The sequence below is a fragment of the Pontitalea aquivivens genome (genome assembly GCF_046507575.1).
GTDB classification, from domain to species: Bacteria; Pseudomonadota; Alphaproteobacteria; order Rhodobacterales; family Rhodobacteraceae; genus Pontitalea; species Pontitalea aquivivens.
Genome location: NZ_JBKFEY010000030.1, coordinates 1 through 12,244, shown reverse-complemented (window position 1 = coordinate 12,244; position 12,244 = coordinate 1). Strand labels below are relative to the sequence as shown.

The 12,244-nt window shown below is 59.7% G+C and carries 18 protein-coding genes and 1 pseudogene; 9 read left to right on the top strand and 10 right to left on the bottom strand.

What is annotated here, in order from left to right; all coding sequences use genetic code 11:
• Positions 1 to 5: 5 nt before the first annotated feature.
• The 7 genes from ACK8OU_RS17880 to ACK8OU_RS17850 are packed head-to-tail and all read right to left on the bottom strand — an operon-like array spanning position 6 to position 4,602.
• Positions 6 to 461 (bottom strand): DUF411 domain-containing protein, encoded by a 456-nt coding sequence (locus ACK8OU_RS17880; RefSeq protein ID WP_018001717.1) that lies wholly within the window; start codon positions 459 to 461, stop codon positions 6 to 8.
• Positions 462 to 464: 3 nt separating this feature from the next.
• On the bottom strand, positions 465 to 1,838 hold the full coding sequence (locus tag ACK8OU_RS17875) for a M23 family metallopeptidase (RefSeq protein ID WP_026155631.1): 1,374 nt from the start codon (positions 1,836 to 1,838) through the stop codon (positions 465 to 467).
• Positions 1,835 to 2,461: an SCO family protein gene (locus ACK8OU_RS17870; protein WP_026155632.1), complete on the bottom strand. Its 627-nt coding sequence runs from the start codon at positions 2,459 to 2,461 to the stop codon at positions 1,835 to 1,837. Before ACK8OU_RS17870 ends, ACK8OU_RS17875 begins: the two co-directional genes overlap by 4 nt.
• On the bottom strand, positions 2,461 to 2,928 hold the full coding sequence (locus tag ACK8OU_RS17865; protein ID WP_018001720.1) for a copper chaperone PCu(A)C: 468 nt from the start codon (positions 2,926 to 2,928) through the stop codon (positions 2,461 to 2,463). Before ACK8OU_RS17865 ends, ACK8OU_RS17870 begins: the two co-directional genes overlap by 1 nt.
• A gap of 23 nt (positions 2,929 to 2,951) precedes the next feature.
• Positions 2,952 to 3,611: a DsbA family protein gene (locus tag ACK8OU_RS17860; protein ID WP_018001721.1), complete on the bottom strand. Its 660-nt coding sequence runs from the start codon at positions 3,609 to 3,611 to the stop codon at positions 2,952 to 2,954.
• Positions 3,608 to 4,030: a disulfide bond formation protein B gene (locus ACK8OU_RS17855; protein WP_018001722.1), complete on the bottom strand. Its 423-nt coding sequence runs from the start codon at positions 4,028 to 4,030 to the stop codon at positions 3,608 to 3,610. Before ACK8OU_RS17855 ends, ACK8OU_RS17860 begins: the two co-directional genes overlap by 4 nt.
• Before the next feature lie 5 nt (positions 4,031 to 4,035).
• Entirely contained in the window at positions 4,036 to 4,602 is a 567-nt protein-coding gene (locus ACK8OU_RS17850) for an SCO family protein (protein WP_026155633.1), read from the bottom strand.
• Positions 4,603 to 4,809: 207 nt separating this feature from the next.
• Here ACK8OU_RS17850 and ACK8OU_RS17845 point away from each other — a divergent pair, with 207 nt between their 5' ends.
• From ACK8OU_RS17845 to ACK8OU_RS17825, 5 genes are all read left to right on the top strand, one after another.
• Positions 4,810 to 5,238 (top strand): MerR family transcriptional regulator, encoded by a 429-nt coding sequence (locus ACK8OU_RS17845; protein ID WP_013959865.1) that lies wholly within the window; start codon positions 4,810 to 4,812, stop codon positions 5,236 to 5,238.
• A gap of 103 nt (positions 5,239 to 5,341) precedes the next feature.
• Positions 5,342 to 5,920 (top strand): cation transporter, encoded by a 579-nt coding sequence (locus ACK8OU_RS17840; protein WP_009573601.1) that lies wholly within the window; start codon positions 5,342 to 5,344, stop codon positions 5,918 to 5,920.
• Positions 5,921 to 6,015: 95 nt separating this feature from the next.
• Positions 6,016 to 6,771 carry a transglutaminase-like domain-containing protein gene (locus tag ACK8OU_RS17835; protein WP_026155634.1) on the top strand — a complete coding sequence of 252 codons (756 nt, stop codon included), beginning with the start codon at positions 6,016 to 6,018 and terminating at the stop codon, positions 6,769 to 6,771.
• Entirely contained in the window at positions 6,761 to 7,726 is a 966-nt protein-coding gene (locus tag ACK8OU_RS17830; RefSeq protein ID WP_010138164.1) for a cation diffusion facilitator family transporter, read from the top strand. Before ACK8OU_RS17835 ends, ACK8OU_RS17830 begins: the two co-directional genes overlap by 11 nt.
• A gap of 55 nt (positions 7,727 to 7,781) precedes the next feature.
• Positions 7,782 to 8,060, top strand: a complete 279-nt coding sequence (locus ACK8OU_RS17825) for a SpoIIAA family protein (RefSeq protein WP_234988885.1) — start codon at positions 7,782 to 7,784, stop codon at positions 8,058 to 8,060.
• A 266-nt stretch (positions 8,061 to 8,326) separates the two neighbouring features.
• Here ACK8OU_RS17825 and ACK8OU_RS17820 read toward each other — a convergent pair whose 3' ends face one another.
• Complete coding sequence (locus ACK8OU_RS17820; protein WP_008336115.1) at positions 8,327 to 9,169, bottom strand: hypothetical protein; 843 nt, start codon at positions 9,167 to 9,169, stop codon at positions 8,327 to 8,329.
• A gap of 237 nt (positions 9,170 to 9,406) precedes the next feature.
• Complete coding sequence (locus ACK8OU_RS17815) at positions 9,407 to 10,003, bottom strand: hypothetical protein (protein ID WP_102017048.1); 597 nt, start codon at positions 10,001 to 10,003, stop codon at positions 9,407 to 9,409.
• Positions 10,004 to 10,521: 518 nt separating this feature from the next.
• On the opposite strand from ACK8OU_RS17815, the gene ACK8OU_RS17810 reads away from it, so the two are divergent.
• The gene (locus ACK8OU_RS17810; protein WP_410304727.1) at positions 10,522 to 10,764 is read left to right on the top strand and encodes a type II toxin-antitoxin system ParD family antitoxin; all 243 of its coding nucleotides are present in this window, start codon (positions 10,522 to 10,524) and stop codon (positions 10,762 to 10,764) included.
• 5 nt (positions 10,765 to 10,769) lie between these two features.
• Entirely contained in the window at positions 10,770 to 11,090 is a 321-nt protein-coding gene (locus ACK8OU_RS17805; RefSeq protein ID WP_017468227.1) for a type II toxin-antitoxin system RelE/ParE family toxin, read from the top strand.
• A 14-nt stretch (positions 11,091 to 11,104) separates the two neighbouring features.
• Here the strand turns inward: ACK8OU_RS17805 and ACK8OU_RS17800 are convergent, their stop codons facing one another.
• Positions 11,105 to 11,356, bottom strand: a complete 252-nt coding sequence (locus tag ACK8OU_RS17800) for a hypothetical protein (RefSeq protein WP_410304732.1) — start codon at positions 11,354 to 11,356, stop codon at positions 11,105 to 11,107.
• A 221-nt stretch (positions 11,357 to 11,577) separates the two neighbouring features.
• Here ACK8OU_RS17800 and ACK8OU_RS17795 point away from each other — a divergent pair, with 221 nt between their 5' ends.
• Positions 11,578 to 11,904, top strand: coding sequence for a hypothetical protein (locus ACK8OU_RS17795; protein WP_410304726.1), 327 nt, complete (start codon positions 11,578 to 11,580; stop codon positions 11,902 to 11,904).
• Positions 11,861 to 12,244 (top strand): annotated as a pseudogene (locus tag ACK8OU_RS17790) (lytic transglycosylase domain-containing protein); the annotation flags it as partial. The gene ACK8OU_RS17795 and the pseudogene ACK8OU_RS17790, both read left to right, overlap by 44 nt.

Sequence of the window (12,244 nt, the reverse complement as noted above, 5' to 3'; positions counted from 1 at the left end):
CCAGATTATCCTTCGGCGTAGCTCGAAAAGACTTCCGTCGACCCGTCCTTGCGGATGAGGAAGACATCATAGGCCTCGCGGTCGTCTTCTGGCCCCATGCCGGGCGAGCCATAGGGCATCCCCGGAACAGCGAGGCCGACGGCGTCCGGGCGCTCCTCGAGAAGGCGGCGGATGTCAGCGGCCGGTACATGGCCCTCGATCACGTAGCCGTCAATGAGCGCGGTGTGGCAGGAGACCATGCGCTGCGGCACGCCGTTGTCTAGCTTGAAGCGCACGAGAAGCCCGCCGAACATGTCCTGGCCGGTCGGCACAAACCCGTTCTCTTCGAGATGTTTCATCCACGAGAGGCAGCAGCCGCATCCGTTGGTCTTGCGGACGTCGATCGCCGTTGCCTCTGCGAGGGCCTGGGCCGCTGGGAACAGGGCGAGCGTGATGGCAAGAACTTGTGTCATGCGTTTCATGGGTCAGAGCCTTTCGGTTGTCGTTTTGGCAATCTCGCTGCCGAGGTTTTCATTCAGAAGCGCCCGCGCCTCGGCCAGACGCGAGAGCGCGGCGGTATCATCCGCATCGCTCTCGGCCGCTTCGGCGAGCCGGTCGTCAGAGAGGGGGTCAGTCGGGCGCCCATCCACGAGCACCTCATAGTGCAGGTTCGGACCTGTCGCCGTGCCAGTCGCGCCGACGCGGCCGATCACGTCTCCCGCCGCAACGCGTTGGCCTTGTGCCAAGTCTTCCGGCACGGCGCTCAGATGCGCGTAGCGCGTCATGGTGTCGGAGCCGTGCAAGATTTCGACCACGCGACCATATCCGCCGCGCCAGCCGATGAAATTGACCCGCCCCGGTGCCGTCGCTTGAACCGGTGTCCCACGTGCCGCTGCAAAATCGACGCCGGTGTGCATCCGGACGTTGCCAAAGACCGGATGCGTGCGGCGTCCGAACACCGAGCTGAGGCGCGCACCCTCTACCGGCTGTGCGAAGACGCGCAGCACCTCGCCATCGACGTAGATCGTCGCCTGACCGCTGCCGTCGTCCGGCCATACGATCTCGTAAAGCGAACCGCCGATCTCCAGTGCGGCGAAGGCGAGTTCGGGCTGTCCGATCCTGTCCTCTCCGACCCGCGCCTCACGCCAGAGAAGCCTTAGTGTTTCGCCACCGGCCATCTCGCGGCGGAAATCCACGGTCCCACCCAGCATCTGCGCAAGGTCCACGGAAAAACGGGCGGGTATGCCGGCTTCGTCGAGTGCCGCGAAGATCGAGCTGTCGATCATGGCTTCGCCGGCAAGGGTTACGATTTCCGGATCCGGAGCCACGACCTGCGTGGACATCTGCTCGCCGAAAACCACCTCGATCCGAACCCCGTCCTCGACGGCGAGTGAGACGGTGCGGGGGCTGCCGTCCACGGTCGAAGCGACAGTGACCGAGTGCCCCGGCCGCAGCCGTCGCAGATCGTATTCCGCACCAAGCGCGAGGGCAACTTCGGCTCTGTCAGGTGCCGCAAGACCGGCCTCTGACAGCAAGAAATCGAGCGTTTCGCCCGGAGCAATGTCGCGCGACCACGTCGACAGGGGTGGCTCGATCGCTTGCACCGGCCTGTCGGCAAACGCGGCCTGCAGAAGGGGCAGCGGGCTGAGGTCGGGTGCATCGTCTGCCCATGCCGCCGCGGGCAGCGTCACGGGGATGTCAACGTTCTGGGGGGCTTCAGGACCTTGGGGCATCCAGCTACCTGCCTGGGCAAGTTCCGGCGGCACGGGTTCTTTCGACATGGAATCAGAGATGGCGATAGCCGCTCCCGAAACCGTCCCCGCAATTGCGACACAAGCCGCCAAAGTTCTGAGCCTCATGTCGCCCCCTCCATTTCTTCTTCCAGCGCGCGGCGGATCTTCGGCACCGCGAATTCTTTGGGCTCGTGATAGTCGATCATGGTGACGAATCGCCCAGAGGCTGCGAACAGGAAGACGCTCGCGGTGTGGTTCATCGTGTAATCGCCGCTCTCCGCCGGTACTCGCTCGTAGGTGGCGCGGAAGCCGTCCGCGACGCGCGCTATCTGCTCTTCCGGTCCCGTCCAGCCGCGGATCGCCGGATGGAAGTAGCCGACATATTCGGCCATCGTTTCGACAGTGTCGCGCTCGGGATCGACCGTGATGAAAACCACGTTCATCTCGTCGGCCTCGTCTCCCAGATCGTCGAGCCATCCCGAAATGTCAGAAAGCGTGGTCGGGCAGACATCGGGACAGTAGGTGAAGCCGAAGAACGCCATCGTCGGGCGACCGATCAGGGTTTCCGGCCCGACCGCGTTGCCCTCATGATCCGTCAGACGGAAATCCATCTCGGTCAGGGCCACAGGCCGCTGCCCGACAGGTTCGGGTCCACCGGGTCCATCGACCTGCCACCAACCGACGAAGAGCATCAGGGCGACCGCCCCGACACCAGCCGCGCCGTACCCCAGGACCGCCCGTCGCCGCATCAGTCCTCTGGCCCCCGCGCGGCGATTCCGAGGATCGGCACCTTGACCGTCACTTCGCCTCCGTCGTCGAAAAGCAGGGTCAGCGGAAAGGTGTCCCCTTCCGTCATCGGTTCTTGTAGCCGCATCAGCATTGCGTGCAGGCCCCCCGGTTCGAGCGCGACGCTCTCGCCCGGGGCGATCGCGATCTCCCCCGCCGGGCTCATGGAGCTCACACCTTCGGCATTGGTCTTCGTCTCGTGGATTTCGGGCATCATCGCGAGCGGTGTTGTAAGGCCGATCAGCGTCACCGGCTCGTCGCCAGTGTTGCGGATCGTCATGTAAGCGGCCCCGGGACGGTTCATCCCGATGGAGGCGCGGGACCACGCGTTCTCGACGACAACATCCTCGGGTCCGGCCAGCGCGGGCACCGAGAGCCCTCCAAGGGTCAAAAGCGCGGCCAGTGTGCCAGTCAAAATATACTTTTTCATCGTTCTGATCCTGCCCTTTCCATTCAGCTTTGCGCGGCAGCGACTTCGGCGGCCACCAGACGACGCAACTCTGCCTCCCCGAATGGATCGAGCGGCTTGCCGTTCACAAAGAATGTGGGCGTCTGGCGAATTCCCACGGCCTCGACGTCAGCACGATCCTGGTTAAGGATCGCCACGACACCGGGTGCCAGCATTTGCGTGCGCGCGGCTTCGGCATCGAGTCCGGCCGTGGCGGCGATCTGAAGGATCAGGCCAGGCGCCGGGGCACCGTGCGACGCCCATCTCGGCTGTTCCCGCAGAACGGCCTCGAGCACCGGCACGTAAACGTCCTGCATGCGCGCCGCTTCGAGCACGCGGATGGCTTCCTCGGATGCCGCGCCGTGGAAGGGCGTGTAGCGGATCACGACGCGGACAGCTTCCCCATGCTCGGCCATGATGTCCTTCACGATGGGATGAAAGGCGCGACAGGCCTCGCAGGCCGGATCGAAGAATTCGACGATCGTGACGGGCGCATCCGCAGGCCCGAGGATGGGCGAGTAGGGGCGGATCATCGCCTCCGCAAGTTCCGGAGCAACGGGCTCCGCTTCGGCCACTGGGCCGGGGCGGATTGCAAACCAGGTGGCTCCGCCGAAACCGGCGGCGCCGAGGGCAAGAACGGACAGGATCAGGCCGCGTCGATTCATGTTCGTGTGTCCTTCAATGAAAGGGCCGACAGCGCCCCGATCAGCGCGAAGGCGGCGAGCGCCATCAGCGGGATAGGGATGCCGAAGACCAGTTGGTTGTCATCGGTGCAAGAGGGGCCGGTGGCCGTGCAGGGCTGGACGCGTTCGGGAACAAGACCGACGTACAGCCCCATGTGCCAGAGGGCGATTGCGCCGCCGCCAAGCGCCAATGCGATGCCGTAGCGCCCCACGCGGCCGTCCCGCCACCAAAGGCCGAGCCCGAGGACAATGGCCAAGGGGAACATGAAGGCGCGCTGGAACCAGCACAGCACACAGGGCGTCTGCCCCAGCACCTCGCCGACAAAAAGCACGGCAAGCGAGGCGACGAGCGCGATGATCCACGCCAGCCCGAGGGCTGTTTCTCCGGACATACGGTTCATGTCGGTCAGAACCTCTCTTCCAGATCGGCGAGTATCTCTTCGGCGGAGGTGCCGTAGGGCCACGAGTCGGCGAAGCCCGCGTCGGGATCGAAGAGGAACAAATGCGACGTGTGGCCCATCGTGTAACCATCCGGCGCCGCAGCCTCTTCGACGCGTTCAAAGAAGATCGGAAACGTCTCGGATGTGGCGGCGATCTGTTCCGGCGTGCCGGTCAGACCGATGATGCCCGCATCGAACAGCGGGACGTATTCGGCGAGTGCGGCGGGCGTGTCCCGTTCGGGGTCGATGGTGATGAAAATCGGCTGGACCTTGGCGGCATCGTCGCCCAGACCGTCCATCACCGCCGCGACCTCAGATAGGGTCGTCGGGCAGACGTCGGGGCAGTTGGTAAAGCCGAAAAAAACCAGCATCCAGCGCCCCGCAAAGTCCTCCTCGGTTTGAACCATACCCTGGTGGTCCGTCAGTTCGAACTCAGCGAAAAAAGGCGGCTCGGCGTCAGTTCGGGCGCTATCGGCACGATAATCGGACCATAGCAAGAGCCATACGAAGGCAAGCGCTGCCACGCCTGCCAAAACCCAAAGAAACTTCTGTGCCGATGTAAGGGACAATCCTGTTCGCCTGTTTTTGATTCTTATTGCAAGTGCGGATACATCCTCTAGCCGCTAGAGGTTCAAGCACGAAATCATGGTATAGCTTGAACTCACGCGTCTGTGAAACCGACACTTGTTTATTCCGACGGCAAAACCTACACAAACTGTATCTTTTTCATGGAGGCGAAAATGCTCACGATCGGTACTCTGTCAAAGAAGACTGGCACGAAGGTGCAGACCATCCGGTACTACGAACAGATTGGGCTCATGCCCGAACCTGGCAGGACCGAAGGCGGGCAGAGGCGCTACGACAATGCACAGCTCGACCGGCTGTCCTTCATCCGCCATTCGCGACAACTCGGTTTCTCGCTCGATGCGATCCGCGAGCTGCTCGACCTCAGCGACCATCCCAACCGGCCCTGTGATGAGGCTGATGCCATCGCGCGTCGCCAGCTCAAACAGGTGGAGCAGCGCATGGCCCGCCTGAAGGCGCTGCGCACGGAACTGAAACGCATGGTTCACGAATGCAGCGGCGGGCGGACGGGAGATTGCAAGGTGCTTGAGGTGTTGCGGGACCATTCGGAATGCTTGACCGAACACGAGGAAATCGGGGCCTGAAGGAATTCAGCCAACATTCCGGCTGGAACGCAGATCTGCCGCAGAAGTTAATGTGTCGTACAACACAAGCTGGAACCACAAAATGGCCGCTAGACAAGATTCAATGGAGAGACGGACGCTTTGGATCGTTCTGGCGCTCAATATCGGTTTGGCCGTGGCTTTTTTCGCAACAGGCGCCTTCGGCGACTCAAGTGCCCTGATCGCCAACGGGCTCGATAACCTCTCCGACAGCTTCGTCTACGCGATCAGCCTTTTCGCTTTGTCCCGATCCGCCAAATGGAAACGCGGGGCGGCGAACGTTTCCGGCGGGCTGCTGATCCTGTTCGCTGCAGGCATCCTCTACGATGCGTGGCGCCGCTACATCGGTGGGTCAGATCCGCTCGGGACGATCATGATTGCAATGGCCCTGATCGCGGCGGCTATCAACGCAGTCTGCGTTTGGCTGCTCGCTAAGCTCAAAAATCCAAACGTCAATATCCGCGCGGCCAACACCTTCAGTTACAACGATTTCGCCGCGAACCTCGGGATCGTCGTGGCCGGTGGCCTCGTCGCTTGGCTAGGAACCAACTGGCCGGACCTTGTCGTCGGTGTGATCGTCGCCGGGATCGCGGCCTGGGGCGGTATCGACATCCTGCGCGACGCACACGGCGAACACCACAAAGCGGTTCACACGGACAAATAGTTGCGGGAGATTCTTTCTGAAAGAAAGGATTGAAGCTATAGTGACTATAGCAATTAGTCTTGTTCCAAGACGATTCGAGGAGCGACCCGTTGCAGATGATCGACCCCCTACTTGTACCCACCAAACTACTGGATTTTGATGCCGCGCCTCTTGCGCGTCTAATTGAGAACCGCAGCTGGCGCGGCTTATCCGAATACGATCGGATCGGAGCTGCCTATGATTTCGTTCGGAATGAAATCGCGTTCGGATACAATCGAGCTGACGACATCCCCGCATCCGAAGTGCTTTCCGACGGCTATGGGCAGTGCAATACCAAAAGCACGCTCTTGATGGCGCTGCTGCGTGGTGTCGGCATTCGTTGCCGGTTGCATGGGTTTACGATCCACAAAGGCTTGCAGCGCGGTGTTGTCCCTGAGCTGGTGTATCCGCTTGCTCCGCAGGAAATTCTCCACTCATGGGTCGAGATCGAATTTCAAGGTGCCTGGATCAACCTTGAAGGCTTCATCCTGGATGACGCTTTCCTCGATGTCCTGCAAACGTCATTCTCGGACACAGAAAGTCTCTGCGGTTATGGCGCGGGCACGGATTGCCTTGGCGCGCCTCCCGTCGCCTGGAACGGAGAAGATACCTACATTCAGAAAACCGGCATCGTGCAGGATTTCGGCGTGTTTGATACGCCGGACGCCTTCTATTTTTCCCATGAGCAATCCTTTGGATGGCTGCGTGGTGCCCTTTACCGTCATATCATACGCCACTGGATGAATGCGCGCGTTCGTGGTTTCCGCAGCGACCGCCTCAAGACTGACCGACGCGCGACACACGCGCATGAGGAGCCTGCCAATGCCACATGACCACGGGCACGCGCATATCGATCCGGATTCTGGCGATCGGCGGGTTGCCATCGCGATCTGGGCGAACGGGCTTCTTACCGTTGCGCAAATCGTCGGGGGCATATTGTCGGGCAGCCTGGCACTGATCGCCGATGCGCTGCACAACTTTTCCGATATGGCCTCGCTTGTCATTGCCTTTGCCGCACGCAAGATCGCGCGCCGCCCGGCCGATGAGCGCATGACCTTCGGCTATGGCCGGGTCGAAATCGTCGCGGCCCTGATCAACTACACCACCCTCATCGTGATCGGCTTCTATCTGATCTACGAAGGTGGCATGCGCATGATTGATCCACCCGAAGTCATGGGGTGGACCGTCGTCATTCTCGGTGGAATCGCGCTTGTGGTCGACACGCTGACCGCAATGCTGACCTATTCGATGCAGAAGGGGAGCGTGAACATCCGTGCGCTTTTTCTCCACAACCTTTCGGATGCGCTTGCTTCGGTCGCGGTTATCGTCGCTGGGTCGCTGATCATCCTTTACGACATGCGTTGGGTCGATCCTGCCATCACCATCGGCATCGCGACCTACATCCTGTATCTGTCTTTCACTGAAATAGGCGGCCCAATCCGAACCCTGATGCTCGGGAGCCCGCCGGACATCGACAACGAGGCCGTCGTCGAAGCGATGCGGAAAGTCGAAGGCGTCGCCGACGTCCACCACGTCCATCTCTGGCAAATGCAAGAGCACGAGGCTGCGCTCGACTGTCATGTCGTCGTGGCAGCCGAGGGATGGTCGAAGATCGAAGAGATCAAGAGCGCGATCAAGGAGCGGCTGAAGGAAGAATTCGGCATCAGCCATTCCAGCCTCGAATTCGAGCACGAGGATCGCGCTCATCAGAACGCCGATCTCTACGGTCACGGCAACGCAAGTGAAAAGGAGAAGACCAATGTTCAAGGAAACGCTGACCGAGCGTGATGATGTCATCGGGCTCGTCTGCGAAGGCAAGTTGACGGAGACAGAATTCAAGTAAATGCACGCGCTGCTTCATGAGCGTCTTGGAACAACCGATAATCCGGGTCTGGTTCTCGACCTTACAAGTTTCGAGGGCTACGAAGAGCCTTCGGCGATGCTAGAAGATCTGAAGGTCGACACCGCCCACGCGAACGATTTCGGTCGCATAGCGGTTGTCGGAGAACGCAGATGGATGGAATGGGGCGCACGGGTGGTCAACCTATTGACGGGCTCCGAGATGCAGTGGTTCGAATCCAGCGATACCGAGTCCGCAATTGCGTGGGCGCGTGACGGGTAGCCAGCGATTCTGCAAGAAAAGGACTCTGGCCTGGAAATTGACATCACATCAGATGCTTCACGATTAATGGAGGAACGGAACGATCTAAATGTAGTCAGCAACATTTGTCTGCTCGGATGAAACAATCCGATGCAGTTTGATGTCGACTTTAGGCTGCATAATAAGTCCCTACGCGCTGAATTCTTCGAAATTTAACATAAACTTCACTATCGGAACTTGACATCTGTAGCGGGGCTTTCATGGACTCCAAGTCCGAGCAAGCGAAGCTACCGGGATATCTCCCCTTCCAGCACCGCTCGTCCGTGCACCGCCAAGGTTGCTGAAAACCTCTGGCACCCAAACTTGCGGATCACATCGAGTACCCGCGCTTCGTAGGCAGCGTGTCCGATCAAGCGACACAAGTCGGACGCGTGGAACTGGCGGTTCGCAGTTGGTGCGGCTTGCATCTGTCTCAGCAATTCGCGCTCTTTGGGATCCGTTATTGGTCTCGCGGGCGGCTTGACCGCGGGACGAGTTGGAGTTCCCCACGAATTTCGCCATCGGCGCATGAAGCCAAGCAGGAAGCCGGCCGGCACCCTGCCGTTGCCTCGGGACCGGTTGAAGGCAAGGAAGCGATCCCAGATGACCTGGGTGTCGATGTTCCAGCAGGGCAACGTGGCCTTCGCTGCTTTGATGAGCTCCGCCCAACTTGTCTGAAAAACGTTCGAACTCGTGGTGATATCGATCAGCCCTGAGAAGATAGTTTTGTTTTTATTATCTCTAGATAGTGATGTGTCGCCTTCACCTGACACGAGATCATGGGTTTCACTCTCCTCGTCGAAAGCGGAAAACCGAAAGATCCAGGGCGCGAACTTGCCATTCGGCTTCGCCCGCTCGAGCTGCAACTCCGAAGCCTCAAGTTCGCTCAGAAGAACCGCAAGATACTGCCGTGAGACACCCATCTTCTCCGCCAGGGCCGAGAGGGTGAAGGCTGCCGTTCCGCGCGACAAACCGTTGTAGCCATCCTTCCAGGCGATGGCATCGAGGATGAGGGTGGCAAGCTTGTGCGCTGCAACAGAGAGATTTGTCTGCGTGATCCGTCGCAGGATCAGGCCGGTCGTAGGTTCCATGGTCGAGGTCTCCTTGGAGATCCGACGCCATGTCGTGAGACAACAACATTCTTGCCAGCAAAACAACTTTGCTGGTTGCAGGTGTTTTAGCGGTGCGCTAGGAAACTCTTGTTCACGGAGTTTTCTAGCACGGCGTCAGGCTTCACGGTCTGGCGTCGTCTCCTTTTCGGGGGTTTTGCACAGCCTTCCGTGCGGGGTTGTCAGGACGCGCGCGGTAAAAACCGCGCGCAGATTTTGTCAGTAGCGAACTTCTTCAGAACCATAGTTCCCGGCGTGATCACGCCAGTCGACGAAGACGGAACGGTAAAAGTAGCTGCCACATCCATTCGGGATGCTCAGGCCAGATGCGGCTGGCACCTGGCCCACGGTGGATCTTGTCCATCGGTAGTCGCCCTGCACGCCGTAGGACCCCAATCGCGTCGAGTCGCTGCGATTGCAGTCGCCATCTCGGTTTTCGTGCTGGCGATACTGGATGTGATAGACCCGTATGCTGCGCACGAAATCAAAGGCGTCGCCCGAGATGTCGATGTCGGCTTGTTCATCCGCTTGGACGCGGACAAGGGGCATAGGAGTCGATTCCTGCGGTTCGGGCGGATCGCGGAACGTGATGTCATAAAGGCGTTCCATAGGCGACATTGGACTGGGGTCTTTGAACGACACACCCATTGGGCACCGCCAGATTTGTAAGGGCGGCTCGATCGGCCATGGCGTGATCCGCCGAATGAAGACCGCTCTGGCATGCGCGCAGGGCGCAGAGGCAGGCCAACCGCCCGCAAGGCAGAGGAGGATCGCACAATCCACCTGATAGGCCTGAGCCGGAGCTGACGAGGCCATTAGTCCGGATATGCTTATTGCCGTGGCTGTTGCCACGCCGTGGATCACGTGCTTCATGATGCCGACTCCATCTATAATGGTGCAGCGATACGAAACAACATTAATGATAGCAAGGAGATTTGATTGATGGTTGCGTGCGATTGTTCGCTTGTCTAGCTTGATGGCTTCCAAGAACTGACGTCGGTTCTGGCTGCTTCGGCGTCTTGAAAGTGGCCAAAATTGCGGACCTCTTTCATGTTAACTTTCACTCAAATATCTGTAACCAAATACAAATATGGCATTTCAATGCGGCCACGAAAGCGGTCATGGAAGAACAGGCCGCATGAGCCCGTCACACGGCGAGTCGCAGCGCTCATGGTCTCGGGAATGGCAGAACGGAAAACTGTCTCGCCTGGTTCCCCGGCGGGAATCCGGGCGCAGAAGGACGGGGTGGAGCAACGAGCCTATGTTGGGACCGAACATGACCTTGAAGATTTATGTCAGTATCTGATACGATTGAGCATGGATAGGAGAGTCTGATGCCAAACGTCCACCTGACCGAACCGATGCAGAAATATGTGCAGGCGCAGATCGAGTCCGGCGCTTACGCCAATCTGAGCGAAGTCGTGCGCGCCGGCGTGAGGATGCTGATGGAGAAGGACGGCGCGCGGCAGTTCTACGCCCTAAAGGCCGATCTCGAGATGGCAGCCACCTTGGCTGAAGATGGGGATTTCGCCGAGTTCGATGCCCAAGCCTTCGAACCGGATGCGTTTGATCGCTGACCCGCATGACTATTCGGCTTTCCGGTCAGGCCAAGTCCGACCTTGAGGAGATACGCACCTACACCGTCGAGACCTGGGGCAGGGACCAATGGCTCGTCTATTACCGCCAGTTGGTCACCGCCTTCGAGCGGATCACTGGGGATCCCGACGCGGGCCGGGACAGGAGTCTCTTTGTCCCGGGGATGCGGTCCGTCAATTGCCAGCGTCACGTGATCTTCTACAAGCGGCTCGATGCGGCGGATGGCGCGGCCGTCATCCTGCGCATCGTGCATCAGCGCCGCAACATGCCCGCGCTCGTCTACTACGAGGATCTCGACGGCGGTTAAGCCCATGCGTTTGCTCAGTCCAATAGCTCGACCAGTCTTCCATAGTCTTCACTGACCTCGCGCGCCTCCTGAAACGCGCGTTGGCGCTCGGCATCAAGACAGCGGAAGTATTCCTGAATGTCGGCAATGTAGCCCTCGAAATCAGAACGCAGCAGATCGGCGTAGGCACGCATGTCTTCTTGCGACTGAGGCAAGAACGGTCGTTCGGGAGGTACGCAATCCGCAGCTGCCGTGGCCGGTATGCTTCCAAGCAGGAGCGCAAACAGGAACGGCGCGTTGCGCGCACAAAACAAGCGCAGGGCAAAACTCCTTTGCCGCCTTTAAGATTATCATTCTGTCGGCTATCACCGTTATCGGAGCAAGGCGAACTTCGTCAACACGTTATTATTGTCTTGCTATCATTAATGTTGTTTTGTATCGCTCACGGTGTTGCGACCCCGTGGGCCTGATACTGCACCCAGGCAGAACAAGGACCCAAGGGAAGGCCATGATAGAAGAAGCCCCGAATGTGGTTACAGAAGACGGACTGCGCGGCTTGCTCGCCGAGGGCTACCTCATTGAGGTGGTCTGCAAGGAGAGAGCTTCGAGGCGCCATAACAGCTGGTACGGCTCGTGGGTCATCCGCGCCGTCGCCACTGATGGGCGTGACGATAAAATGCTCGTCACCAGCCGAAGCGTCCTCAAGTTCCGCGACTTCAAAACCATCGTTGGTCTTGTCAGCTTCCTGGCCGACATGGGCTGTACGACCGCTAGCATCCCACTTGAAGAAGGTGGCCGCGAACGCCACGCCGCGCCTCCGGTCAAAGGCAGCTGACCGCGCGACTGCGCTCGTCGTTGCTTTGGGTACAGGCGTTTGTTCCGCGCCCCCGGCCCTGGCCGACGGTTTCATCTTTTCGGTTGGCCCAGACGGCCAATTGATTTCCTCTTCTCAAGAGGCAAACGGGCGCCTTTTTCTCTTCGCAGAAGCCCGCGTTTCTGACGCAACGAGCGAGACAGCGATCCCGGCTCGATCTGCCGCCCGCGCCACTCCAGAAATCCTCCATGCGATCGAGACCACAGCTCTACGGTATGCCGGGCATGGTGCGCTGCGTCGCGCAGGACTTTCCGTCACTGATTGGGCGCTCCTTTACCGGGCCAATATCGAAGTCGAGAGG